The organism is Kitasatospora sp. NPDC057738 (assembly GCF_042798815.1).
GTDB lineage: Bacteria > Actinomycetota > Actinomycetes > Streptomycetales > Streptomycetaceae > Kitasatospora > Kitasatospora lactacystinica.
Window position 1 is genome coordinate 1 of the sequence record NZ_JBHVJT010000056.1, and the last position, 25,207, is coordinate 25,207.

The 25,207-nt window shown below is 73.6% G+C and carries 18 protein-coding genes and 1 pseudogene; 4 read left to right on the forward strand and 15 right to left on the reverse strand.

Annotated features, from left to right (window positions below; translation table 11 throughout):
- The 4 genes from ACFVGO_RS27150 to nrdR form a co-directional block, all read right to left on the reverse strand.
- Positions 1 to 182, reverse strand: a 182-nt coding sequence (locus ACFVGO_RS27150) for a hypothetical protein (protein WP_380634552.1), incomplete at its 3' end; no start/stop codon positions are given.
- 304 nt (positions 183 to 486) lie between these two features.
- Complete coding sequence (locus tag ACFVGO_RS27155) at positions 487 to 1,251, reverse strand: SDR family oxidoreductase (protein WP_380634588.1); 765 nt, start codon at positions 1,249 to 1,251, stop codon at positions 487 to 489.
- Between the two features lie 171 nt (positions 1,252 to 1,422).
- Complete coding sequence (locus tag ACFVGO_RS27160) at positions 1,423 to 4,308, reverse strand: vitamin B12-dependent ribonucleotide reductase (protein ID WP_359907047.1); 2,886 nt, start codon at positions 4,306 to 4,308, stop codon at positions 1,423 to 1,425.
- Positions 4,309 to 4,515: 207 nt separating this feature from the next.
- The gene (gene nrdR, locus ACFVGO_RS27165; protein ID WP_359907050.1) at positions 4,516 to 5,016 is read right to left on the reverse strand and encodes a transcriptional regulator NrdR; all 501 of its coding nucleotides are present in this window, start codon (positions 5,014 to 5,016) and stop codon (positions 4,516 to 4,518) included.
- Positions 5,017 to 5,467: 451 nt separating this feature from the next.
- Here nrdR and lexA point away from each other — a divergent pair, with 451 nt between their 5' ends.
- Positions 5,468 to 6,253, forward strand: coding sequence for a transcriptional repressor LexA (gene lexA, locus ACFVGO_RS27170; protein ID WP_380350895.1), 786 nt, complete (start codon positions 5,468 to 5,470; stop codon positions 6,251 to 6,253).
- 120 nt (positions 6,254 to 6,373) lie between these two features.
- On the opposite strand, the gene ACFVGO_RS27175 is transcribed toward lexA, so the two are convergent.
- The 5 genes from ACFVGO_RS27175 to ACFVGO_RS27195 are packed head-to-tail and all read right to left on the reverse strand — an operon-like array spanning position 6,374 to position 14,164.
- Positions 6,374 to 8,488, reverse strand: coding sequence for an ATP-dependent DNA helicase (locus tag ACFVGO_RS27175; RefSeq protein WP_380634554.1), 2,115 nt, complete (start codon positions 8,486 to 8,488; stop codon positions 6,374 to 6,376).
- A gap of 12 nt (positions 8,489 to 8,500) precedes the next feature.
- Positions 8,501 to 10,324, reverse strand: a complete 1,824-nt coding sequence (locus ACFVGO_RS27180) for an IucA/IucC family siderophore biosynthesis protein (protein ID WP_359907056.1) — start codon at positions 10,322 to 10,324, stop codon at positions 8,501 to 8,503.
- Entirely contained in the window at positions 10,302 to 11,702 is a 1,401-nt protein-coding gene (locus tag ACFVGO_RS27185; RefSeq protein ID WP_380634557.1) for a lysine N(6)-hydroxylase/L-ornithine N(5)-oxygenase family protein, read from the reverse strand. Before ACFVGO_RS27185 ends, ACFVGO_RS27180 begins: the two co-directional genes overlap by 23 nt.
- A 9-nt stretch (positions 11,703 to 11,711) precedes the next feature.
- The gene (locus ACFVGO_RS27190) at positions 11,712 to 12,368 is read right to left on the reverse strand and encodes a GNAT family N-acetyltransferase (protein ID WP_380634559.1); all 657 of its coding nucleotides are present in this window, start codon (positions 12,366 to 12,368) and stop codon (positions 11,712 to 11,714) included.
- Complete coding sequence (locus ACFVGO_RS27195) at positions 12,368 to 14,164, reverse strand: IucA/IucC family protein (protein ID WP_359907064.1); 1,797 nt, start codon at positions 14,162 to 14,164, stop codon at positions 12,368 to 12,370. The genes ACFVGO_RS27190 and ACFVGO_RS27195 overlap by 1 nt, the downstream gene beginning before the upstream one ends.
- A 421-nt stretch (positions 14,165 to 14,585) precedes the next feature.
- Between ACFVGO_RS27195 and ACFVGO_RS27200 the strand changes: the two genes are divergently transcribed.
- Both ACFVGO_RS27200 and ACFVGO_RS27205 read left to right on the forward strand, forming a co-directional pair.
- Complete coding sequence (locus tag ACFVGO_RS27200; RefSeq protein ID WP_359907067.1) at positions 14,586 to 15,779, forward strand: hypothetical protein; 1,194 nt, start codon at positions 14,586 to 14,588, stop codon at positions 15,777 to 15,779.
- Positions 15,780 to 15,853: 74 nt separating this feature from the next.
- Positions 15,854 to 16,972 (forward strand): hypothetical protein, encoded by a 1,119-nt coding sequence (locus ACFVGO_RS27205; RefSeq protein ID WP_359907069.1) that lies wholly within the window; start codon positions 15,854 to 15,856, stop codon positions 16,970 to 16,972.
- Between the two features lie 68 nt (positions 16,973 to 17,040).
- Here ACFVGO_RS27205 and hflX read toward each other — a convergent pair whose 3' ends face one another.
- The 5 genes and pseudogenes from hflX to miaA form a co-directional block, all read right to left on the reverse strand.
- A complete protein-coding gene (gene hflX, locus ACFVGO_RS27210) occupies positions 17,041 to 18,543 on the reverse strand; it encodes a GTPase HflX (protein ID WP_380634562.1) in 1,503 nt (500 codons plus the stop codon).
- Positions 18,544 to 18,781: 238 nt separating this feature from the next.
- A complete protein-coding gene (locus ACFVGO_RS27215; RefSeq protein WP_380352602.1) occupies positions 18,782 to 21,013 on the reverse strand; it encodes a RelA/SpoT family protein in 2,232 nt (743 codons plus the stop codon).
- Between the two features lie 201 nt (positions 21,014 to 21,214).
- Complete coding sequence (gene dapF, locus ACFVGO_RS27220) at positions 21,215 to 22,120, reverse strand: diaminopimelate epimerase (RefSeq protein WP_380634564.1); 906 nt, start codon at positions 22,118 to 22,120, stop codon at positions 21,215 to 21,217.
- Between the two features lie 112 nt (positions 22,121 to 22,232).
- Positions 22,233 to 22,745, reverse strand: a complete 513-nt coding sequence (locus ACFVGO_RS27225) for a hypothetical protein (RefSeq protein WP_359907080.1) — start codon at positions 22,743 to 22,745, stop codon at positions 22,233 to 22,235.
- 249 nt (positions 22,746 to 22,994) lie between these two features.
- Positions 22,995 to 23,933 (reverse strand): annotated as a pseudogene (gene miaA / locus ACFVGO_RS27230) (tRNA (adenosine(37)-N6)-dimethylallyltransferase MiaA); the annotation flags it as partial.
- Between the two features lie 164 nt (positions 23,934 to 24,097).
- Between miaA and ACFVGO_RS27235 the strand changes: the two are divergent.
- Positions 24,098 to 24,358 carry an antitoxin gene (locus ACFVGO_RS27235; RefSeq protein WP_359907083.1) on the forward strand — a complete coding sequence of 87 codons (261 nt, stop codon included), beginning with the start codon at positions 24,098 to 24,100 and terminating at the stop codon, positions 24,356 to 24,358.
- A gap of 85 nt (positions 24,359 to 24,443) precedes the next feature.
- Here ACFVGO_RS27235 and ACFVGO_RS27240 read toward each other — a convergent pair whose 3' ends face one another.
- Positions 24,444 to 25,142 carry a class III extradiol dioxygenase subunit B-like domain-containing protein gene (locus ACFVGO_RS27240; RefSeq protein ID WP_380634567.1) on the reverse strand — a complete coding sequence of 233 codons (699 nt, stop codon included), beginning with the start codon at positions 25,140 to 25,142 and terminating at the stop codon, positions 24,444 to 24,446.
- Between the last annotated feature and the right edge of the window lie 65 nt (positions 25,143 to 25,207).

Below are 25,207 nucleotides of genomic sequence, written 5' to 3' on the forward strand. Positions count from 1 at the left end.
AGCCAGAGCACCGTGACGGCGACCACCGCGAGGGCGGTGAGCGGCTGGTGCGCGCCGAACGCCCGGACGACGCCGACCGGTGCGGCGACCAGCGCCAGCAGCACGGCGGCCGCGGTCAGGGCGACGGTGCGCGGCGCGGGCCGTCGGCGCGATCGGCCGTCGGGGCTGGTGGCTTCTCTCATCGGTGCGGTCCTCGGCAACGTCGGCGGGCGGCGGCGCGGGCGGCGGGTCGGCGACGGTCGCGGCCGCCGACAGCTGGGTCGGGCGCATACCGGACCGCCCGGCGACGTCATGAAACGTCTCCGGGCGTCTGATCGGTTCACGCTTTCGGCCGATCATATCGATTCAGACATAGGCCTCAAGTGGCCAGTTGACGGCCAATCTCCTGCTTTCACACCGTCCACACCACACTGCGACACCACCGACGCCCACCCGCGTGCCACGGTTCACGCCCCGGGGGCCGGCCCCTGTCGGCCGCCGCCGAACTCAGCGGCCGCCGAACCGCCGTTCCAACGCCTCCTCGAAGGTCCCCCGGCCCACCGCCCGGTCCGGCGTCAGGTTGCCGCCCGCCCGAAACCCGCGGCCGGCCGCACCCGGCACGCGCAGCGTCAGCAGCAGCCGGCGCCTGCCCGCCGCCCGCAGGTAGGCCTCGGCCAGCTCCCGGTACGAACGCACCTGCGGGCCGCCCACCTCCGGCGCGAAGCCGGCCGGCTCCTCCCCCACCAGGTCCGCGACCGCCGCCGCCACCTCCCGCACGTCCACCGGCTGGCACGCCGTCCCGCTCAGCACCGGGAAGACCGGCAGCCTCACGGAGGCGTCGAAGAACCTCAGCACCAGGTCGTGGAACTGCGTCGCCCGCAGCACCGTCCAGCCCAGCCCCGACTCCCGCACCACCCGCTCACAGGCGAGCTTCGTGTTGTAGTACGCGATCGGCACCCGGTCGATCCCGACGATCGACACGTACACCAGGTGCCGCACCCCGGCCTCCCGGGCCCGCGCCACCAGCGTCCGGACCCCGGCCAGGTCCTCCTTCTTCTGCGTGGTCGCGCAGTCCACCACCACCTCGACCCCGGCCATCGCCTCCGCGATCCCGGCGCCGCTCACCAGGTCGCCCACCACCCACTCGACCCCGTCGCCCCCGGCCCGCGCCCGCCGGCTCAGCCCCCGCACCGCCACCCCGCGCGCCACCAGCAGCCGCACCACCTCCCGCCCGAGCGTCCCCGTCGCCCCGGTCACCAGCACCGTTCCCATCACCGCACCAATCCTTCTCGGCAGAACCCGTCACCCCCTGTGGACCGGACACCACCCCCGAACGTGACATCGGCAGTCACGGGAACACGAAAAAGGCGGGGCGAGGACCGTGAAGTCCTCGCCCCGCCTCAGGTTTTCACCTCATCGGGTGAGAACCGGGGTCGAGCGTGATCAGCTGCAGCCGCTGGTGGAGCCGCAGCCCTCGCAGAGGTAGCAGCTGCCGGCGCGGCGCATCTTGGTGCCGCAGGAGAAGCAGAGCGGGGCGTCGGCGTTGAGGCCGAGCTGGATCTCCATCAGCTCCGTGGAGTTGTGGGCCTGCTTCGGGGCCGTCCTGGGCGCCTCGACGGCCGGGGCCGGGACCACGGCCGGCCTGGCGGCGACCGGGGCGGACTGGGCGAGCGACTCGGTGTCGAGCTCCTCGGCCTCCAGCGGCTCGTACGAGCCCGTCTCCAGGTGGCGCTGGCGCTCCTCGACGGAGTGGATGCCGAGCGCCGAGCGGGTCTCGAACGGCAGGAAGTCGAGTGCCAGGCGGCGGAAGATGTAGTCGACGATCGACTGCGCCATCCGCACGTCCGGGTCGTCGGTCAGGCCGGCCGGCTCGAAGCGCATGTTGGTGAACTTCGAGACGTAGGTCTCCAGCGGCACGCCGTACTGGAGGCCGACCGAGACGGCGATGGAGAAGGCGTCCATCATGCCCGCGAGGGTCGAGCCCTGCTTGGACATCTTCAGGAAGACCTCGCCCAGACCGTCGTCCGGGTAGGAGTTGGCGGTCATGTAGCCCTCGGCGCCACCGACCGTGAAGGAGGTGGTGATGCCCGGGCGGCCCTTGGGCAGACGCTTGCGGACCGGGCGGTACTCGACCACCTTCTCGACCGCGGCGGCCGGGGCAGCCGCCTCGGGCTTGGACTCGGAGTCCTTCTTCTTGGCCGAGAGCGGCTGGCCGACCTTGCAGTTATCGCGATAGATGGCGAGTGCCTTGACACCCATCTTCCACGCCTCGAAGTAGATCTCCTCGATCTCCTCGACGGTGGCGGACTCGGGCATGTTCACGGTCTTGGAGATGGCACCGGAGATCCAGGGCTGGATCGCGGCCATCATCCGCACGTGCCCCATGGCCGAGATGACACGCTCGCCCATCGCGCAGTCGAACACCTCGTAGTGCTCGGCCTTCAGGCCGGGCGCGTCCACCACGTTGCCGTGCTCGGCGATGTGGGCGACGACCGCCTCGATCTGCTCGTCCTGGTAGCCGAGGCGCTTGAGGGCGCGCGGGACGGTGCCGTTGACGATCTGCATCGAGCCGCCGCCGACCAGCTTCTTGAACTTGACCAGGGCCAGGTCGGGCTCGACGCCGGTGGTGTCGCAGTCCATCATCAGGCCGATGGTGCCGGTCGGGGCGAGCACCGAGGCCTGGGCGTTGCGGAAGCCGTTCTGCGCACCGACGCGCAGCACGTCCTGCCAGGTCTTGTTGGCGGCCAGCCAGACCGGGGCGTCCAGGTCGTCGTGGGAGACGGCGTCCAGCGAGGCGTCGGCGTGCTGCTTCATGACCTGCTGGTGCGGGGCCGCGTTGCGGGCGTAGCCGTCGTACGGGCCGACCACACCGGCGAGTTCGGCGCCGCGGCGGTAGGCGGTGCCGGTCATCAGCGAGGTGATGGCGCCGGCCAGGGCGCGGCCGCCCTCGCTGTCGTAGGCGTGGCCGGTGGCCATCAGCAGGGCGCCGAGGTTGGCGTAGCCGATGCCGAGCTGGCGGTAGGCGCGGGTGGTCTCGCCGATCTTCTCGGTGGGGAAGTCCGCGAAGCAGATGGAGATGTCCATGGCGGTGATGACCAGCTCGACGACCTTGGCGAAGGTCGCCGCGTCGAACGAGTCGTCGTCGCGCAGGAACTTCATCAGGTTCAGCGAGGCGAGGTTGCAGCTGGAGTTGTCCAGGTGCATGTACTCGGAGCAGGGGTTGGACGCGTTGATGCGGCCGGACTCCGGGCAGGTGTGCCAGTGGTTGATGGTGGTGTCGTACTGGATTCCGGGGTCGGCGCAGGCCCAGGCGGCCTCGGCCATCTTGCGGAACAGCTTCTTCGCGTCGACGGTCTCGATGACCTCGCCGGTCATCCGGGCGCGCAGGCCGAATTCGGTGCCGTTCTCGACGGCGGTCATGAATTCGTCGTTGACGCGGACCGAGTTGTTGGCGTTCTGGTACTGGACGGAGGTGATGTCGTCCCCGCCGAGGTCCATGTCGAAGCCCGCGTCGCGCAGGGCGCGGATCTTCTCCTCCTCCTTCACCTTGGTCTCGATGAAGGCCTCGACGTCCGGGTGGTCCACGTCGAGGACGACCATCTTGGCCGCGCGGCGGGTGGCGCCGCCGGACTTGATGGTGCCGGCCGAGGCGTCGGCGCCGCGCATGAAGGAGACCGGGCCGGAGGCGTTGCCGCCGGAGGAGAGCAGTTCCTTGGAGGAGCGGATCCGGGAGAGGTTGAGGCCGGCGCCGGAGCCGCCCTTGAAGATCATGCCCTCTTCCTTGTACCAGTCGAGGATCGACTCCATGGAGTCGTCGACGGACAGGATGAAGCAGGCGCTGACCTGCTGGGGCTGCTTGGTGCCGACGTTGAACCAGACCGGCGAGTTGAAGCTGAACACCTGGTGGAGGAGGGCGTGCGTCAGCTCGTGCTCGAAGATCTCGGCGTCGTCCTTGGTGGCGAAGTAGCCGTGCTTCTCACCGGCGGCGCGGTAGGTGAGCACCACGCGGTCGATGATCTGCTTCAGGCTCCACTCGCGCTGCGGGGTGCCGACGGCGCCGCGGAAGTACTTGGACGTGACGATGTTGACGGCGTTGACCGACCAGAAGTCGGGGAACTCGACGCCGCGCTGCTCGAAGTTGATCGAGCCGTCGCGCCAGTTGGTCATGACGACGTCACGCCGCTCCCAGCGGACCTCGTCGTACGGGTGCACGCCAGGAGTGGTGTAGATGCGCTCCATCGGGAGGCCGCCCTTCGGCGCCTTGGCGCCCTTGACCGCGGCCTTCTCGGACTTCGACCCGCGCGCCGAACCGCTCGTGGTGTCTGTCACTTCTCGCTCCTCCTCCTGGGCAAACGCCCGAAGTGCCCTGAAAAGTCCGGGCACTGCTGGTTCGTTCTTCCGGTGTGCGGGCAGGCGGAGACCTTGCCTGCTTACGCACGGTTTGTAGTGTTCTGTGCCCCGTTTTCGGGCACGCGTGGGCCCCGCGGGGCCATGGTGGTGCGACGGGGCCCGCCCGGGGCCCGGTGCCGGCGTCCGCTAGGGCGCGGCGGCGGAGACGGACACGGGGGTGTCGTCCGCCTCGGGGGCGCGGGGCCGTTCGACGCGGAGTTCCGCGATGGCGGCCTCGAAGTCCTCAAGTCCGTCGTACGCCTGGTACACGGAGGCGAAGCGCAGGTAGGCGACCACGTCGAGCTCCTTGAGCGGGCCGAGTATGGCCAGCCCCACGTCGTGGGTGGTCAGCTCGGCGTTGCCGCTGGCGCGCACGCACTCCTCGACCCGCTGCCCGAGCTGGGCCAGCGCGTCCTCGGTGACCGGGCGGCCCTGGCAGGCCTTGCGGACGCCGGTGATGACCTTCTGCCGGGAGAACGGCTCGGTGACGCCGCTGCGCTTGATGACCATCAGTGCGGCCGTCTCCACCGTGGTGAAGCGGCGGCCGCAGTCCGGGCACTGCCGACGGCGGCGGATGCAGCTGCCGTCCTCGGTGGTCCGGCTGTCGACAACACGGCTGTCGGAGTGCCGGCAGAAGGGGCAGTGCACCTCGGGATCCCTCCCTGGCAGAACGTTCGGACCTCTTGAGTCTATGCGATGTGCCCCCGGCCTGGGCAAGCCGATCATGCGGGGTGACCACTAGTACTGGGCACGGATGATGACTGTAGCCACTACATCTAGGAGTCCGGGGGAGGTGAGCACCATGGCGTGTCGATGCCGCGACGGCGCCGATTAGACTGCCGGAGTCGAGTTCTGCTCGAACATTTACTCGATGTACAACAAAGCCTTGATCGAGTCAGTCAACTCCCGAATAATTCACTCGAACGTGTGTTTGGCGCAACCTTTCGATAGGAGGCGCGTTGGGCTGGAAAAGGGGAGAGGACAGCCGTCGAGAGGGGCCGCCGTGAACACGATCGAAAGCAACACCATCCCGGTGCAGGAACACTCCCAGTTCAAGGTGGGGCAGCGCACCACGAATCAACAGGGTCTGGACATCAGCATGGACCGTAGCGAAGACCACCGTCTCCCCGGCGCGGCCCTGTCCGGAACGGCCCGCGTTCCGGACCAGCCGATCGAACACTCCGCCGCCCTGGACGACGGCCATCCCTCCCCCGCCCGCGCGATGCCCGGCCGCCCCCCCGGGATCCGCACCGACGAGGCCGGTCTCACCGAGCGCCAGCGCCGGGTGATCGAGGTCATCCGGGATTCCGTCCAGCGCCGCGGCTACCCGCCGTCCATGCGCGAGATCGGCCAGGCCGTCGGCCTGTCCAGCACCTCCTCGGTGGCCCACCAGCTGATGGCCCTGGAGCGCAAGGGCTTCCTGCGCCGGGACCCGCACCGCCCGCGCGCCTACGAGGTCCGCGGCGTCGAGGTGGCCCGCCCGAACACCGCCGAGACGGCCGGGCGCCCGTCCACCTCCTACGTCCCGCTGGTCGGCAGGATCGCCGCCGGCGGGCCGATCCTGGCCGAGCAGACGGTCGAGGACGTCTTCCCGCTGCCCCGCCAGCTGGTCGGCGAGGGCGAGCTGTTCGCGCTCACCGTGCGCGGCGACTCGATGATCGAGGCCGCCATCTGCGACGGCGACTGGGTCACCGTGCGCCGCCAGCCGGTCGCCGAGAACGGCGACATCGTGGCCGCGATGATCGACGGCGAGGCCACCGTCAAGCGGCTCAAGCGCGAGGACGGCCGGATCTGGCTGATGCCGCACAACTCCGCGTACGAGCCGATCAACGGCGACAACGCGACCATCCTGGGCAAGGTCGTCGCGGTCCTGCGCCGCCTCTGACTCCTGTGCCGCGGCCGACGGCACCGGAAGGGGCTCCACCGCTCGTGCGGGGAGCCCCTCCGGCGTTCCGGGCCCGGAAGCCCCCGGGCCCGGAACGCCGGGACCCGAGGGCCCCGGCCCTCAGCCCCGCTTCACCACCGGCCGCACCGGCGCCGCCGAGGCGTCGATCGCCGCCAGCGAGCGGCGCACCTGGTTGCGGTCCGTGGTGTACCAGAACTCGGGCATCGAGGACCGGAAGAAGCTCCCGTACCGCTTGGTCTCCACCCGCGGGTCCAGCACCGCGACCACGCCCCGGTCGTCGGCCGCGCGCACCAGCCGGCCCGCGCCCTGCGCCATCAGCAGCGCCGCGTGCGTCGCCGCGACGGCCATGAAACCGTTCCCGCCGCGCTGCTCGACGTCCTTCTGTCGGGCGCTCATCAGCGGGTCGTCCGGCCGGGGGAACGGGATCCGGTCCATCACGACCAGCTGGCAGGCCGAGCCGGGCACGTCCACGCCCTGCCAGAGCGAGAGCGTGCCGAACAAGCAGGTGGTGGCGTCCGAGGCGAACTCCCGGATCAGCTCGCCCAGGGTGTCCTCGCCCTGCAGCAGGACGCGCTGGTCCAACCGCTCGCGCATCGCCTCGGCGGCCGTCTGGGCGCCCCGCATCGAGGAGAACAGCCCCAGCGTCCGCCCGCCGGCCGCACCGATCAGCTCGGCCAACTCGTCCAGCATGTCCGGCCGTTCGGGGTCGCGCCCGGGGTCGGCGAGGTGCTTGGCGACGTACAGGATGCCCTGCTTGGGGTACTTGAACGGCGAGCCGACGTCGATCCCGCGCCAGTGCGGCACCGCGTCCTCGCCGAAGGCCGGACCGGACTCCGGGTTGTCCCCGGCGGTGCGGACGTCCGGCAGCCGCGTCTCGGAGGGCAGGCCGACGGAGGCGGCGACGCCGTTGAAGTCCCCGCCGAGCTTGAGCGTGGCCGAGGTGAGGACGACCGAGCGCTCCTTGTACAGCCCCTCGCGCAGCAGCCCGGAGACGCTCAGCGGGGCGACCCGCAGCGAGGCGGTGCCCAGCCCGTAGCGGTCGCTGCGCTCGATCCAGACCACGTCGTACTCGGAGTCCTCCAGCAGCCGCTCGGCCGTCTCGTGCAGCGCCTCGGCCGAGGCCATCGCCTGCTTGCGGACGGCGTCCTCGTCGCTGAGCCCCTTGTCCCTGGTCTCGCCCAGCGAGGTGATCACCTGGCGGGAGGCGTCCCGGATCGCGGTGACCGCGTACGCCAGGTACTCGGGCAGTTCCTCGACCCGGCCGGGCTGGGCGGTCTCCATCAGGCCGTGGTAGTTCTCGGCGGCGGCCTGGAGCGCGTCGACCGCCTTCTCGTTGGCCAGCCGCGCGGCCCGCTTGACCGCCCGGTTGACCGCGCCGACGGTCAGCTCGGCGGTGGCCGCGCCGGTGACCCGGTTGACCAGCTCGTGCGCCTCGTCCACGATCAGCAGCCCGTGCTCGGGCAGCACCGGCGCGCCCTCGATCGCGTCGATCGCGAGCATCGCGTGGTTGGTGACCACGACGTCCGCCAGCTTGGCCCGCTCCCGCGCCTTCTCCGCGAAGCACTCCTGTCCGTACGGGCAGCGGGTGGCGCCGAGGCACTCCTTGGAGGTGACCGACAGCTGGGCCCAGGCCTTGTCGGAGACGCCGGGGCTGAGGTCGTCGCGGTCCCCGGTGTCCGTCTCGTCGGCCCATTCGCGCAGCCGCAGCACGTCCTTGCCGAGCTTCCCGGTGGGCCCGCCGAGCGCGTCCACCGGGTCGAACAGGCCCTCGCCCTCGTCGCTCGGGGTGCCCTCGTTGGCCCGGTGCAGGCACAGGTAGTTGGAGCGGCCCTTGAGCATCGCGAACAGCGGCCGGCGGCGCAGCACGGGGTGCAGCGCCTCGACGGTGCGCGGCAAGTCCCGTTCCACCAGCTGGCGTTGCAGCGCCAGGGTGGCCGTGGCGACGACCACGCGGTCGCCGTGGGCGAGCGCGGGCACCAGGTAGGCCAGGGACTTCCCGGTGCCGGTGCCGGCCTGGACGAGCAGGTGCTCGCCGTGGTCGACGGCGTCGGCGACGGCCTCGGCCATCCGGACCTGACCGGGGCGCTCCGCGCCGCCGACGGCCGCCACCGCGGCGTGCAGCAGTTCGGGGATCCGCGAGCGCGGGACGGCGACGGCTTCCTCGGCCTCGTCGCCGAGGGCCGTCGCGGGCTGGGATTCGGAGTCGTTCGTCATGACCCTCCCACCCTACGGGGCGGGGGTGACAATCCGGTCCCGTTGCCCGGGCAGTCGCACGTCCACCGCGACCAGCGCGTTCGGCACGGTCCCGTGCCGGGCGGCGTGCGGGCGGTGCGGGCGGTCCTGGTAGCCGTCCAGCAGCAGCCGGTTGCGGTTGAGGCAGAGCCGGTCGATCCGGGGGCGGAACAGGTCGAACAGCTCGAAGCGCTCGCCCAGCTCGGGGAAGCGGTCCTGGTAGCGCAGCACCTCGGCGCGCAGCAGCGCCCAGAACTCGGTCTCGGGCAGTCCGGTCTGCGCCTCCAGCAGCGGGGCGAGGTAGCGGAAGACACCGATGAAGAGCCCGGAGTGGATGAACTGGCAGAGTCCCTGCGGGCTCTCCCGCAGCAGCACCTCGGCGACCTCGGCGGGCAGCGCGTGCAGTTCGGGCAGGCTCTGCGCGCTGAGGTTGACGTCGTCCACGAAGTCCTTGACCGCGAGCCGGACCGGCACGTCGGAGGGGTCGAAGACCACGATGGCGTTCTCGCCGTGCGGGGAGAAGACCAGCCCGTAGCGGTAGAGGAAGTGCAGCAGCGGCGGCATCGTCGCGGCGAACAGCCGGGCGGTCCAGTCGCCGGGGAGCAGGCCGGAGCGGTCGATCAGCTCGGCGGCGAGCGCCCGCCCGTCGGAGCCGGTCTGCAGCAGCGCGGCCAGGGTGCGGGCCCGCTCGCCGCCGTCCAGGAAGGGGCCGAGCGGCTGGCGCCAGATCGCGCCGAGCAGCTCCTTGTACTGGTACGGCGCCTCGGGCAGCTCGCGGTAGAGCGGGTGGTCGACGGTGACGGAGGCGATCTCGCCGAGCAGGATCACCCGGCACTCGTCGCGCAGGTACGGGTCGGCGTCGCGCAGCCCGAGCAGCCAGGCGGTGACGGCGGGCGCGGCCAGCGTGCGCTCGACCGGCAGGCCGCGCCAGACCAGGGTGTTCAGGACGGACAGCGGCAGCTTGACGGTGCAGCGCTCGGGGTGGGCGGTGTTGAAGAAGGAGCGGATGGACTGCTGGGGCAGCCGTGGGTCGCCGTCCGAGGGCAGCGGGACGATCTCGCCGGAGGCGATCCAGGGGGCGAACAGCGGCAGGATCGTCTCGTCCCACTGCCAGGGGTGGACGGGCAGCAGCAGGTAGTCCCCGGCGTCCGGGCCGAGCGCGGCGCGCAGCGCGTCGACGTCGTCCAGCTCGCGGGCGTACAGCTGCTCGGGCCGTTCCAGGCCGGGCACCCCGCGGTACTCGGCGAGCCGGCGGTGGACGGCGATCCAGGGCAGCGGGCGGGGGCTGCGGGCCTCCGGGGCCCAGCGGGCGGCGTCGGTGCCGGAGAAGCCGATCCGGCCCTTGTTGGGCACGATCCAGGGGTGGCCGGTCTGCCGGCCCTCCAGGGCGGCGTGGTCGAGGTCGGCGAGTTCGGCGGCGGTCAGCGCGGTGGCGAGCTGGCGGGCGTCGGCGGTCAGGGTGGCGCAGAGCTCGCGGATCAGGTGGCCGGTGGTCTCGCCGCGCATGCCGAGGGTCTGCCGGGCGTACGGGAGGAAGCGCAGCGGGTCCAGGCCGTCCGGGCGGGTGCAGCGGACGGACTCGGGGTCGACCTGCCAGCTGTCGTAGGCGCCGCGCCGGGCGGTGAAGCGGTACTCGGCCTCGGGCAGCTCCAGCCGGTATTCGCCGGGCGCCTCGCCGGGGACGGGCCGGAGCAGGTCCTCGTAGGCGAACTCGCCCAGCATCTTGGCCAGCAGGGCGCGGCCGGCCCGCTGCCAGTGCCCGGCGGTGAGGTGCGGGGGCAGGTGGAGCGGCGGTTCAGCGGCCGACGGTTGCGGCACGGGTCAACTCCTGGGGGCGGGGGACGACGGGGGTCCGGTGGTGGGACGCGGGGTCGGGGGCGGGTACGGGCGGTGCGAAGCCGGTCCAGGCGGTGCGGTCGGGCAGCCGGTGGACGGTGCGCCCGGTGACGGCGTTGAGGATCACGGCGGCCCGGTGGGCGCCGAGTCCGAGGTCGGGGGTGCCGACGCCGTGGGTGTGCAGTTCGGCGTTCTGGACGTACAGCCCGCCGGTGAGTTCGGGGCGGGTGGCGACCCGGTGGTCCAGGTCGACCCGGTAGCGCCCGGCCTCGTCCCAGTCGATCAGCTCGGCGAGCGGTTCGAGGGCGGCCGGGCGGGCCGCCCGGTAGCCGGTGGCGAGCACCAGGGCGTCGGTGCGCAGCAGGTGCTCGGCGCCGGAGTCGGTGTGCCGGCAGTGCAGTTCGAGGCCGCCGCAGGGGCCCGGTCGGGCGGCGGTGACGGCGGTGCCGGGGGTGATCTCGACCGGGGCGGTGTCGATCGGGCGGCCGATGGTGCGCTCGTAGAGGTGGTCGTGGATCTCGGCGAGGGTCTCGGTGCTGGCGGCCTTGTGCAGCTGCCACTGGGCGGCGACCAGCGCGTCCCGGACGGGGGCGGGCAGGCCGTGGAAGTAGCGGGTGTAGTCGGGGGTGAAGTGCTCCAGGCCGAGCTTGGAGTACTCCATGGGGGCGAGCGCCCTGGTGCGGGTGAGCCAGCGCAGCCGGACGCCGTCGCCCTCGTGGCGCCGGAGCAGGTCGAGGAAGACCTCGGCGCCGGACTGTCCGCTGCCGATCACGGTGATGTCCCGGGCGCCGGCCAGGTCGGCGCGGCGGTCCAGGTACTCGGCGGAGTGGAAGGCGTGCGGGTGTCCGGCCAGCGCGGCGAAGGCCTCGGGGAGGACCGGCCGGGTGCCGACGCCGAGGGCGAGGTTGCGGGCCCTGACCTCGGAGCGCCGGCCGGTCGCGGTGTCGGTCAGCTCGGCGCGGTACCAGGGCGCGTCCCAGTGCAGGGCGGTGACCTCGGTGCCGAAGCGGCAGCCGGCCAGCCGTTCGGCGGCCCAGCGGCAGTAGTGGTCGTACTCGCGGCGCGGCAGCTGGAAGCGCTCGGCGAAGTAGAACGGGAAGAGCCGGTCCTGGTCGCGCAGGTAGTTGAGGAAGGACCACGGGCTGGTCGGGTCGACCAGGGAGACCAGGTCGGCGAGGAACGGCACCTGCATCCGGGCCCCGTCCACCAGCATCCCGTGGTGCCAGCGGAACTCCGGGCGCTGGTCGCAGAAGAGGGCGCGCAGGCCGGGGACGGGCTCGGCGAGCGCGGCGAGCGAGAGGTTGAACGGGCCGATGCCGACGCCGAGCAGGTCGTACGCGGGGGGTGTCGAGGTGTCCACAGGGGTTTCCTAGGCGGGGAGTTGGGCCTGCGCGGCGGGCCCGTCGGCCCGGTCGCGGACCATCAGGGCGGCGCGCTTGCCGGGCAGGTCGAGTTCGGCGGCGGCTCGGAATCCGGCCCGTTCGAAGGCCCGGACGGACCGCCGGTTGCGGACGTCCGGCTCGGCCACCACCCGTTCGCAGCGCGGATTCCCGCGAAGAATCAATTCTGCGAGGGCGGCGAGGAGGACGGCGCCCAGCCCTCGGCCGCGGCTGGCGGCGGGGCCGAGCAGCAGGTGCACGCCGGTGTCGTACGGCCGGGCGGGGTAGTGCGCGGCGAGCGGGTCGAGGTCGGCGCGGTAGACCTCCCAGTAGCTCATCGGCTCGCCGTCGAGCAGGCCGAGGCAGGGCAGGCTCCGGCCGTCGCCGTCCTGCTGGGCCCGGACGTGCCGTTCGGTGACCTCCGGCGGCCCGGCGAGCTCCCAGAAGGCGTCGACCTCCGGGTCGTTCATCCAGCCGGTGAGCAGCGCCAGGTCGGCGGGCAGCAGGACCGGGCCGAGCCGGAACTCGCCCGCCGCGGTGGGCACCGGACCGAGCCGGAACTCGCCCGCCGGCGTGGGCACCGGGCCGAGCCGGAACTCGCCCGCCGGGGCGGGCACCGGTGCCCGCCCGGGCAGCTCGTGCGGCATCAGGCGCCCGCCACCGGGTTGGGGATGTCCACGTACACGGACTGGCTGGCGACCGGGCCGACCAGCTCGTCCATGCCGTTGATCCGGGTGAGCAGGTTGGCCTTGCAGGGCAGCGTGGGCGCGTCCAGCAGCAGGGCGGGCAGCGCCGAGCCGGTGGCGGCGGCCCGCGGACCGGCCAGGAACCGGCGCAGCGCCGCCAGCAGCACCGTTTCGTCGGCGAGCCGCTGGGAGCCGAAGGCGCCGATCAGGCCGAGCACGTGGTTGATGCCGAGGTAGTAGGCGAAGTGGTGGTCGATCACCTCGTCCGGCAGGAAGGTGTCGCTGTCCGTGCCGAGCCCGGGCAGCCGGGCGGCGAGCGCGCCGGCGGCGCTCTCCCGGTAGTAGTAGCCCTGGTTGTCGCGGTAGCGGCCGCCGCACGGCCAGCCCTCGGCGTCCAGCAGCACGAGGCTGTTCTGCTGGTGCGCCTCCAGGGCGATGCCGCCCCGGCCGTCCAGCCAGAGGATGGGCAGCACGACCGCGTCCAGGTAGCGCAGGAACCATTCGGCGGCCACCGTCCGCAGCGGGCGGGCGCAGCGCAGGGCCAGCGCCCGCAGGAGGTCGCCGAGCCGGGAGGGCACGGTGTCGCCGCCGCCGAGCGGTTGTTCGGCGACCAGCCCGGCGACGCACAGCGCGCGGTCGGTGGGTGCGAAGGGCTGGGCGCGCAGCACGGTGTCCAGGCCGTTGGGGTCGCCGAGGTCGGGGTGGTCGACGCCGATCCAGGCAGGGTCGCGGACGATGTCGAAGCCGGGGTGGGCGGCCCGCCACTCGGCGGCCAGCCCGCTCTCCAGCAGCCGGTGCATCTCCAGGCCGCGGTGCAGTTCCTTGCGCAGGTTCTCCCGGCGGGAGTTGGTGATCCGCAGGCCGAGCGAGAGCTTGAGCATCCACGGGGTGCCGGGCCGGTAGACGGTGCGCACCGAGGAGGTGGGGTACCAGGGCTCGCCGGCCGGGCCGAGGTCGTGCAGCAGCCCGTCGGCGAGGAGTGCGGCGACGGCCGGGCGGTGGGCGAGTTCGCGGGCCTGCCAGGGGTGCAGCGGGACGGCGGCGGTGCCGGGCGGCAGCGCCGGGCCGCCGTCGAGCAGTCCTGCGGTGAGCTGCTCGGCGCTCTCGGCGACGGCGGAGCCGGCCGCGAGCAGTTCGCGGTCCACCGCGTACCAGTGCAGTTGGAAGGAGCCGTGCAGTTCGGGCGAGTAGGCGGCGCTCTGGGCGGGGCCGAGGCCGTCGCGGCTCTTGGGCGTGGGGTGCAGCGGGTGGCCGAGCAGCAGGGACTGTTCGGCGGCGAGGAAGTGCGAGCGCTCCGGCCCGCCGGGCACGGCGGCGGTGCGGCGGTGGGCGAGGATCTCGGCGGTGCGCACGACCGAGTCGGCGACCCGGCCGGCCAGGTCGGCGACCTGCCCGGGGTCGGGCCGTTCGGCGGCCGCGGCGGCGAGCAGCGCGGCGGCGGTGACGGCGTCCACCGGGGCCTCGGCGCCGCCCTCGCCGGCCGCGAGGGTGGCGGGGCCGAAGCGGTGCCAGCCGCCGGGCGACCAGTAGCGGACCGGGGCGGTGAGCCGGGCGGCCCCGCCGAGGACGGCGATCCGCAGTCGGCCGTCCGGGCCGGGCCGGGCTCCGGTCTCCCGCGTCCAGCAGCGCAACAGGGCTTCCAGTCCGGCCTGTTCGGCGGCGACGGCCGGGTCGGGGTGCAGCAGCAGGTCGTGTCCGAAGGCCCGTGCCGCGGTGGGCGGCGGTACGGGCGGGGCTCCGGTGAGGGCGGTGCTCAAGGCTGCTCCTTGGGGCGCGTGGGGGTGCGGACGCGCACTGTGGTGGAGGGGATCGGCGGGCACTCGCACCGTCGCGTCAGGTAAGGGTTACCTATCCATGACGGGTGATCACAAGGAGCGCTCACTCGTCCGGGTGAGAATCGGCGATTGTGCACATCCGGGGCCGGATGCCCTGCTGGGCCGGTGCACCGGCCGGGCCCGGATCACGGATCGGTGACCTCCGGCCGGCACCGCAACCCGGGGGGTGGGCACCGCCGTCCTCCTTGGCGATGGAAGACTCCAGGACGGCGGACCGCCGCACCGCGAACCGGCCGGGCACCCAGCGCCCCGGTGTGCGGTCGCCCGCCGCGGCACCGTCCGGCGAGCCGGGACCACCCGGCGACCCGGCACCCACCGCCCGAGCACAGGGGGAAGCGCACAGATGCCAACGATCCACCGGTCAGCCCTGGCCGCCGCCCTGGCCGCGGGCACCCTGCTCGCCGTGAGCGCCTGCGGGCCCGACGGCCCGGCGGGCGGCGGGACCAGCCCCGCGCCGCCGCCCTCCTCCGCGGCGGCCCAGGCCGCGGGCGCGGGCGGGGCGATCGGCGGCATCACCCTCCCGTCCGGGCTGCCGACCAGCCTGCTGGAGGGACTGCCCAGGAGCTGGGACGACCTGAAGAAGTGGAAGTTCGAGGACTGGGACAAGTGGGCGTCCAAGCACGTCTTCAACAACCCGGTGGTGAAGGACTTCTGGGACCCGGACAAGATGGGCGACTCCAAGCCCGCCGAGCCGGCCCCGCCCACCGCCAAGCCCGCCCCCGCCACCCCCGCGCCGTCCACCGACGACGGCGTGACCGACCCCGAGCCCCCGGTGGTCAAGGCCCTGGCGGTGCCCCGCCCGTACACGAAGCAGCCCTCCGGAAAGGTGTTCTTCTCCGCCCAGGGCGGCCGCGGAAACTGCTCGGCGACGGTGATCACCGACCCGCAGCACCCGGGAAAGAGCAACCTGGTCTGGACGGCCGGCCACTGCGTGCACGAGGGCAAGGGCGGGAACTTCTTCAAGGACCTGGTCTTCGTGCCCGCCTACAACAACTCGGGCGCCTCCAGCGGCGGCAAGCGGGCCCCGCTGTCCGAGCTGGCCCCGCTGGGCACCTGGTGGGCCGACCAGGTCACCGCCTCGCCGCAGTGGATGGTCGAGGGCGGCGGCAGCGGCGACGCCGCCAACCAGTACGACTTCGCGGTGATGCGCGTGCGCAACCAGAACGACACCGGCAAGTCCCTGGAGGAGACGGTCGGTTCGGCCGTTCCGGTCTGGTTCGACGCGCCGCGCGACCAGCTCAAGGTCTCGGCCGTCGGCTACCCGCTCGTCAAGCCGTTCGACGGCCAGGAGCTGTACAAGTGCGACGGCGGCAAGCCGACCCGGCTCTCCTTCGACGCCAAGCGCCCGACGATGCTGACCATCGGCTGCACCATGACCCAGGGCGCCAGTGGCGGCGGCTGGTTCGCCACCATGCCCGACGGCAGGACCGCCCTGGTCAGCAACACCTCGATCGGCACCCAGGAGCACACCTCGCTGAGCGGCCCCTACCTGGAGGCGGTCGCCCGGCAGGCACTGGACTGGATCTCCAAGAAGTAGCAGCCGTACGAGGGAAGCAGCCGCCGGCGGGGGGCGGTACGGGACCACCAGCACAGCACGGGGGACGAGCCAGCATGCCGACAACCACCAGCCGGCGGCGCCGGGCCGCGACGGCCGGCGCCGCGCTGCTCGCCGCGCTCGCGCTGGGCGCCGCCGGGTGCGGCCCGGACGGCCCGGCCCGGCCCGCCACCGCGCCCCTCGCCCTGCCCCGCTCCGCGCCCACCAGCCTGGGCGACCTGACCGGCTGGAAGGTGGAGGACTGGGACCGCTACGTCGCCGACAGCGCCTTCGCCGGCGACGCGGCGCCCGGCTCCTGGACGGCCGCCCGGATGGACACCGCCAAGCCCCGGCCCACCCCGGAGTACTCCCTGGCAGCCCCCGCGGCGGCCGGTGTCGAACAGGACGCCCCGCCGGCCGCCGTCCCGGCCCAGCCGCTGCCGCACCCGTACGCCCAGGCCGGTGCGGTGGTCGGCCGGCTCTTCATGACCACGCCGCAGGGCGACGCGGCCTGCTCCGCCACCGTGGTCTCCGACCCGGTCAACCCCGGCCGCAGCAACCTCGTCTACACCGCCGCGCACTGCCTGCACGACGGCAAGGGCGGCGGCTGGCTGAAGAACCTGGTCTTCGTCCCCGCCTTCAACCGGGACGGCCGGGTGGTCCACGGCAAGCCGAACCCGGACCAGCAGGCCGCCCCGTACGGCCGGTGGACGGCGGTGCGCGCGCTGGTCTCGCCGACCTGGCGCCAGGAGAGCGGCGTCGGTGCCCGCAACCAGTACGACTACGGCGTGCTGCGGGTGCGCGGCGAGGACGGCTCCGGCAGGTCCCTGGAGGAGACGGTCGGCGGCTCGGTGCCGATCTGGTTCAACGCCCCGCGCGAGCAGATCACCGCGGCCGCCGCCTACGGCTACCCGGCCGAGCGGCCGTTCGACGGCCTGGAGCTCGAACACTGCGACTCCCCGGCCGCGCCCGGGCGGCTCTCCTTCGACCGGAGCCGCCCGCCGATGTACGTGATCGGCTGCTCCATGACGGCCGGCGCCTCCGGCGGCGGCTGGTTCGTCATCAGGGACGGCAAGCCCAACCTGATCAGCGTCGGCGCGGTCGGCAACCGCAACCCGGCCGGCTACCAGGCCGGGCCCTCCCTGCACGACCAGGCGAAGCAGGCCTTCGACTACTTCGCCAAGAACGTCCGGTAGCCCCTGCGGGAGCACGGGAAGGGCCCCGGGACGGCGTACCGTCCCGGGGCCCTCCGTCGGCTCCGGCCTCAGCCCTGCAGGGCCACCGCGAAGTACTCCAGCTCGGCGGCCAGCTCGGCCTGCACCTTGGCGTGCAGCAGGGTGCCCTCGCCGGTGTGCTCGGTGGAGAGCAGCTCCCCCTCGGCGTGCACCCGGGAGACCAGCGCGCCCTGGGTGTAGGGCACCAGGGCCCGCACCTCGACCGCCGGACGCGGCAGCTCGTCGTCGATGAGCTGCAGCAGCTCCTCGATCCCCGCGCCGCTGCGGGCCGACACCACGATGGCGTGCGGCTCGCGGCGCAGCAGGCGCTGGAGCACGTGCGGATCGGCGGCGTCCGCCTTGTTGATCACCACGATCTCCGGCACGTTCTGCGCGTCGACCGAGACGATGACCTCGCGGACGGCGGCCAGCTGCGTCTCCGGCTCGGGGTGCGAGCCGTCCACCACGTGCAGGATGAGGTCGGCGTCGGCGACCTCCTCCATGGTCGAGCGGAAGGCCTCGACCAGGTGGTGCGGCAGGTGCCGGACGAAGCCGACGGTGTCCGCCAGGGTGTAGAGCCGCCCGCTCGGGGTCTCGGCCCGGCGCACGGTCGGGTCCAGGGTGGCGAACAGCGAGTTCTCCACCAGGACGCCCGCGCCGGTGAGCCGGTTGAGCAGCGACGACTTGCCGGCGTTGGTGTACCCGGCGATGGCCACGGACGGCACCTGGTGGCGCTTGCGCTCCTGGCGCTTGGTGTCGCGGCCCTTCTTCATGTCGGCGATCTCCTTGCGGAGCTTCGCCATCTTCTCGCGGATCCGGCGCCGGTCGGTCTCGATCTTGGTCTCACCGGGGCCACGGGTGGCCATGCCGCCGCCCGAGGTGCCGGAGCCACCGCCACCCATCTGCCGGGACAGCGACTGGCCCCAGCCGCGCAGGCGCGGCAGCATGTACTGCATCTGCGCGAGCGAGACCTGCGCCTTGCCCTCCCGGGACTTGGCGTGCTGGGCGAAGATGTCCAGGATCAGGGCCGTCCGGTCGACGACCTTGACCTTGACCACGTCCTCCAGGTGGATCAGCTGGCCGGGGGTGAGCTCACCGTCGCAGACGACGGTGTCGGCGCCGCTGGCGGCGACGATGTCGCGCAGTTCCTTCGCCTTGCCGGAGCCGATGTAGGTGGCCGCGTCGGGCTTGTCGCGGCGCTGGATGACGCCGTCCAGCACCTGGGAGCCGGCCGTCTCGGCGAGCGCGGCGAGCTCGGCCATCGAGTTCTCCGCCTCCTCCAGCGTGCCGTCCGTCCAGACGCCGACGAGCACCACGCGCTCCAGGCGGAGCTGGCGGTACTCGACCTCGGTGACGTCTTCGAGTTCGGTGGAGAGGCCGGCGACACGGCGCAGGGCGGCTCGCTCGCTGCGGTCGTACTGGTCGCCGTCGTAGTGGTGGCCGAGGTCCTCGTCGATGGCCGCGAGGTCCTCGTCCATGAGGGCTTCCGCCCGCAGACCGTCGAGGCGGCGCGGAGCGTCGGCGTGGTCGCGGGTGTCGAACGTGGAGGTCATTCTGTCCTTTGGCTCGCTGGTACGGGTGGCCTTCGGGGACCGCTGCCGCGGTCCCGTACGGAGTCTGCCCAGCTGCCGCCCCGGTTACCGTCCGGGCGGGGGTGAGCTGCCCCTCGGGTCCTCGGATGAGGCCCGGGCTCCTGTGCCCGGACAACACCGTGGACCGGCCGTGAATTCCCCATGATGGTCGCACGCCCGGCGCGGGCCGGTCATCCCCATTTCCGCGGGCCGGACATCCTCATTTCCCGCGGGCCGCCGGGCCGAGCGGCCGCTCCCCCGGCTCCCGGCCGCCGTCCGGGGCCTGCGGGCGGCTCACGTCGTACACCCCGGAGACCTTGAGCATCGCCCGCATCAGCCGCGGCAGGGCGGCCGGCTCGGGCAGTTCGACGGTGTAGGTGTGCCGGACCCGGGACTCCTGCGGCGGCTCGACCTCGGCCGAGACGATGCCGACCCCGGCGCCGGCTCCGGAGATCGCGGCGGTGAGGTCGGCGAGCAGCCGGGGCCGGTTCAGCGCCTCGGCCCGCAGGGTGACCCGGTGCCCGGTCGCCGGGGCGTCCTCCGGCCGCCAGCGGACCTCCAGCTCGGCCCGCCCGTCCGCGCGCATCCGCTCCCCCGCCGGGCAGCCGGTGCGGTGCACCGCGACCGCGCCGCCGCGGATCGGGTAGCCGGCCACCTCGTCCGGCGGCACCGGGGTGCAGCAGCGCGCCAGCCGGACCGGCGCCCCGGGCCGTCCGGCCACCGCGACCGGGGCGGCCCGCCGCTCGGCGGTCGGGCGCCCGGGCGGGGCGGGCTGGCCTCCGGTCGGGCCGGTGCGGACCACCGGCTGGCGGGCCGGGTGGTCGGCCAGCCAGCGCTCGATGGCCAGCCGGGCGCCCGGGGTGCGGGCGTGCGCCAGCCACTCGGGGGCGGGGCCGGAGGGCTGGCCGCCGCCGGCCGGGAGGGATTCGGTGAGCACCGCGATCTGGTCGCCGTCCTCCAGCACGGTGGACAGGGCGGTGAGCCGCCCGTTGACCCGCACCCCGATACATCGGTGGCCGGTCTCCTCGCCGAGCAGGTAGGCCGCGTCCACGCAGGTGGCGCCGGCCCTCAGCTGAAGCGTTTCGCCGCTCTCCGTCACCACGGTGATCTCGCGGTCGCCGGCCAGGTCGGCGGTGAGCGCGGACCAGAAGGCGTCCGGATCGGGCGTCTCCTGCTGCCACTCCAGCAGCCGGCTGAGCCAGCCCGGGCGGGCCGGGTCGGTGCGGTCCAGCTCGTCGGCGTCCTGCACGGCGCCGGCCGGGGACGGGTCCCCGAGCGCGACCACCCCGGTCTCGGCCACCTCGTGCATCCGCCGGGTGCGGACCAGCACCTCGACCACCGCGCCGCCGCTGAGCGCCACGGCGGTGTGCAGCGACTGGTAGAGGTTGAACTTGGGCGCGGCCACGAAGTCCTTGAACTCCCCGGGCAGCGGCGTCCAGCAGGTGTGCAGCTCGCCGAGCACGGCGTAGCAGTCGGCGTTCTCCTCGACCACCACCAGCAGCCGCCCGAAGTCGGCCGGCCGCGGCCCCTGCGGCCGGCCGTCCGGCCCGGGCACGGCGGCCCGGCGGAGCAGCACCCGGTGCAGCGAGACGCAGTGCCGGGGGCGGACGGTCACCTCGGCGGTCACCCCGGCCTCGGCCAGTTGGCGGGCCAGCTGCCGGGCGAAGGGCTCCAGCAGGGCGTCCGGCTCGGCCTCGTGACCGGTCATCAGGGCGCGGGTGCGGGCGTGTTCCTCGGGGTGCAGGGTGGCGAAGACGATGTCCTCCAGCTCCGCCTTGAGCACCTGGATGCCGAGCCGCTCGGCCAGCGGGATCAGCACGTCCCGGGTGACCTTGGCGATCCGCACCTGGCTGGCCGGCTTCATGTGCCGGATGGTGCGCATGTTGTGCAGCCGGTCGGCCAGTTTGATCACCATCACCCGGACGTCGTCCCCGGTGGCGACCAGCATCTTGCGGAAGGTCTCGGCCTCGGCGGCGGCACCGAAGTCGACCTTCTCCAGCTTCGTCACCCCGTCGACCAGGTAGGCGACTTCGGGCCCGAACCCGGCGCCCACCTGGTCCAGCGTCAACTCGGTGTCCTCGACCGTGTCGTGGAGCAGCGAGGCGACCAGGGTCGTCGTCCCGGCGCCGAGTTGGGCCAGGATCATGGTCACGGCCAGCGGGTGGGTGATGTACGGCTCGCCGCTCTTGCGCTTCTGGCCGCGGTGGCTGGCCTCGGCGAGCCGGTACGCCCGGGCGAGCAGGCCGAGGTCGGCCTGCGGGTGGTGCCGGCGGTGGACCTGGACGAGCGGCTCCAGGGCGTCCGGCACCGGCGGCCGGCCGGTGGCCAGTAACGCGGCCCGCCCGGCCCGGCCGAGAGCGGCCCGGCCGAGCTCTCCGAGGGGCCGCCTGGCCCCGGCCTGCCGTACGGTCGTCGGCTGTCCCGTCAGGGACTGCCCGGCTTCGATGGTCATCGGCACCTCCGGCAACGGTCGCCGGGCGCCGCCCCGTCCGAGGGGGTGATCTCGACACCCCTCCCCATGGGGTGATCGACCCGGTGGTCCATGCTACCGAGCAGAGCACGTTCCGCGACGCCCTGATTCCCGTCCGCGACCGGTATCACCCGATCGGGGGGATTCGTCACCACACGAATTGGGCAAACCGGGCCGCAGGCCTCAGCGCACCGACTCCCACCAGCGCCCGTCCAGCCGCCCCTCGGCCACGATCACCGCCGGCCCGGTCATCTCCACCCGGCCGTCCGGGTGCTCGGTGATGACCAGTCGCCCGCCCAGCACGTCCACGGTGTACGCGACCGACTCGCCGGTGACCGCCGGGTCGGCGCCGTCCCGGCGGATGGCCGCCACCGCCACCGCGCAGGCGCCGGTGCCGCAGGAACGGGTCTCGCCCGAGCCGCGCTCGTGCACCCGCATCGCGACGTGCCGCGGCCCGCGGTCCACCACGAACTCGACGTTGACGCCCTCCGGGTAGGCGCTCGCGGGGCTGGTGAGCGGCGCGGCGAACAGGTCGCCGGCGTGGTCCAGGCTCTCCACGAAGGCCACCGCGTGCGGGTTGCCCATGTTGACGTTCAGGGCCGGCCAGCGCCGCTCGCCGACCGCGACCTCGATGCCGTCCGGCCCGGGCAGCCGGGCCCGGCCCATGTCGATGGTGACGTCGCCGGGCGTGCCGTCCTCGGCGGCCTCGGCGACCTTCGCGGTGAGCACCCCGGAGCGGGTGGCGACGGCCTGCTCGCCCGGCTCGGCCAGGCCGGCCTCCACCAGGAAGCGGGCGAAGACCCGCAGGCCGTTGCCGCACATCTCGGCGACGCTGCCGTCCGAGTTGCGGTAGTCCATGAACCACTCGGCCCGGTCGGCCATCGCCGCGGCCGCCGGGTCGGCGGCGGCGCGCACCACGCGCAGCAGCCCGTCCCCGCCGAGGCCGGCCCGCCGGTCGCACAGCGCGGCGACGGTCTCGGGACCGATCTCCAGCGCGCCGTCCGGGTCCGGGACGATGACGAAGTCGTTCTGGGTGCCGTGCCCCTTGAAGAAGGGGATGCCGCCCTGCTGGGGAGAGGATGCGCTCACCCCTCCGATGGTACTGAGCGGCGACCCGCCCGCTCGGGGCGGGAGGCTCCCGGGGTGGGAGGCACCCGGAGCGGGAGGCGCCCGGGGCGGAGGTGCTCCGGGCGGACGGCGCTCAGCGCAGGTAGGCGACCCGCCAGACCGCGAGCGCGCAGGCGGCGAGCGCGATCAGGGTGTAGACCACGATCGCCTTCCAGCCGGCCCGCTGCCCGGAGCCCCGCCTCGGCAGCCCCGGCCACTTGTAGCCGGCGTGCCGGGCGGCCATCGCGCCCCAGCCCATCGAGGCGGCGGTGAACAGCAGCCCGAGCATCCCGACCATGGTGGCGCGCGCCCCGGCCGAGCCGAAGGCGAGCGGGAAGGCGAACATCAGCGAGCCGAGGGTGCCCAGCAGGGCGATCGGCAGCGTCTGCCACCAGCGCAGCCGGCGCAGCGGACGGATCTCCCGTTCGTGCACCGCGGCGTCGGGCGGCGTGCGGGTGTCCAGGGCGGGCACCGCGGCCGCGTAGGAGGTCGGCGCCTCCAGTCCGGTCAGCACGGGGAGGTCACCCATCGTCGACTCGTCGAACTCCTCGGCCGGCGCGGTGACACTTCCGCCCTGGCCGGATTCGGGGCCGGTACCCGTCGACACACGGCCTCCCCTGACAGTTCGACACGAGCGGACTCGCGGCCGGGCACGGTCGGCCCGTCCGGCCGACCCCTACGGCATCGATGATGGCATGTCCAGAGAGGCGTTCCGGGCCTGACCGGGGTCGACGGGTGATCCGTGGCCATCACGTGATCGGGCCGTGACCGCCGGTTCGTCCTGCACGGTCGCCTGCGCGCGCAGGTGCACCGCCGGATTGGCCAAAAACCCGTCCTGTACGGCCGGAACCGCCTGACGGCCGATCAGTTCGAGGGATCGTTCCAGCAGCTCGACGGGGTCGGTTCCGGCCGGCCGGGAGAGCCATTCGATGCGGTCGTCGCGGCGGAACCAGGACTCCTGACGCCGGGCGAAGCGCTTGGTCGCCCGGACGGTCTCGGCCCGGGCCTCGTCCTCGGTGCACTCCCCGGCGAAGTGGTCGAGCACCTGCTGGTAGCCGAGCGCCCGGGAGGCGGTCCTGCCCGCGCGCAGCCCGGCCCTCTCCAGTTCCCGCACCTCGTCCAGCAGTCCGTCCTCCCACATCCGGTCGACCCGCAGCGCGATCCGCTCGTCCAGCTCCGGGCGCGGCACGGCGACGCCGATCTGCACCGCCTCGTACACGGCGGTGTTGCTCGGCAGGTTGGCGGTGAACGGCTGCCCGGTGATCTCGATGACCTCCAGGGCGCGGACGATCCGCCGGCCGTTGCTGACGAGGATCGCCTCGGCGGCCGCCGGGTCCAGCTCGGCCAGCCGCCCGTGCAGCGCGTACGGGCCGACCAGCTCCAGCTCGGCCTCCAGCCGGGCCCGCACCTCCGGGTCGGTGCCCGGGAACTCCATCTCGTCGATCGCCGCCCGGACGTACAGCCCGGAGCCGCCGACCAGGACGGGCGTGCGGCCGGCGGCGAGCAGCCGGTCGATCTCGGCCCGGGCCAGCCGCTGGTACTCGGCGACGCTGGCGGCCTCGGTGACGTCCCAGACGTCCAGCAGGTGGTGCGGCACTCCCCCGCGCTCGGCCGTGGTGAGCTTGGCGGTGCCGATGTCCATGCCCCGGTACAGCTGCATCGAGTCGGTGTTGATCACCTCGCCGTCGAGGCTGCGGGCGATGGCGACGGCCAGGTCGGACTTGCCGGCGGCGGTCGCGCCGACGACGCAGACCACACGGGGAGGGGCGACATGCGGGGTACGGGAGCTGCTCACCGTTCCAGTCTCCCAAAACCGCCGGGCCACCGGGGACCGGGCTGCCGCCCGCCCGCCACTGCGCGACGATATGACTGTTTCCCGGACATTTTCCGGCCGTTTCCCCGGTTGGGCCCGCTTTGCGAACGCTTTGCCCGGCCCGCTCGTTGTGCGGGGAACAGCGGATGAAGGAGATCGTCATGGGCCTGATGGACAACCTCAAGGGCAAGGCCGAGGAGCTCAAGGGCAAGGCCGGCGAGTTCGCGGGCAAGCACAGCGACCAGATCGAGAAGGCCGTGGACAAGGCCGGCGGGGCCATCGACAAGGCGACCAAGGGCAAGTACAGCGACAAGATCGAGCACGGCGCCGAGAAGGCCAAGGACGCGGTCGGCGACTTCGCCCAGAAGCCGAAGCCGGGCGACGAGGGGCAGCCCCCGCGGTCCTGACCCCGCGGTCCCGGTCCCGGCCGGTCCGGCGGTCCCGACCGGGAGCCCCGACGGCCGGGAGCCCCGGTCCGGCGGCCCCGACCGGCTAGGACCAGGACGCCACGAAGTACCCGACCCCGTACGGCGCCTCCTGGTGGCCCAGCCGCCCGGTGAGGCCGGCGCCCTCCGCGGCGCCGGCCAGCACCTGCCAGGGCGCCCGGCCGTCGGCCTTGAGCTCGGCGGCCAGAAGCGGGTCCAGCGCGGCCAGGGCGGGCAGGTCGGCCGAGCCCAGGGCGGCGGCCAGGGCGGCGTCGAAGCCCTCGGCCCGCTCGTCCAGGTACCCGGGCGCCTTCACCGAGCGGCAGGCGCTGCCGTCGCCGAGCACCAGCAGGCCGACCCGCTCGGCCAGGCCGGCCAGGCCCTGGCCGAGGCCGAGCATCCGGTCGGCGGGGGCGTCGGCGGGCACCGCGCAGGCGTGCGTCGGCAGGGTCACCCCGGCGCGCTCCAGCAGCCAGGCGCCGACGGTCAGCGAGGGGGCCAGCTCCGGCCCCTCGACCCGGTCGCCGGGCAGCTTGGCGACCAGCGGCACCCCGTAGCGGCGGAAGGAGCCGGCTCCGCCCTCGGTCCAGACCTCGGCCGTCGACCCGGTGCCGACCACCACGACCAGCTGCGGCCCGGCCGCGACCAGCGCCGCCAGCGCCTCGTCGCAGGCCGTGCGCAGGGCGTCCAGCTCGGGCGCGGCCCCGGCGGCGACCTCGGGGACGAGCAGCGGCGGACAGGGGCACACGGCGGCGGCTACCAGCATGTGGATCACTCTAGCCAAGAAGCCGGGCGGCCCGGCCGGAGCCGAAGCTCCCGCCGGGCCGCCCG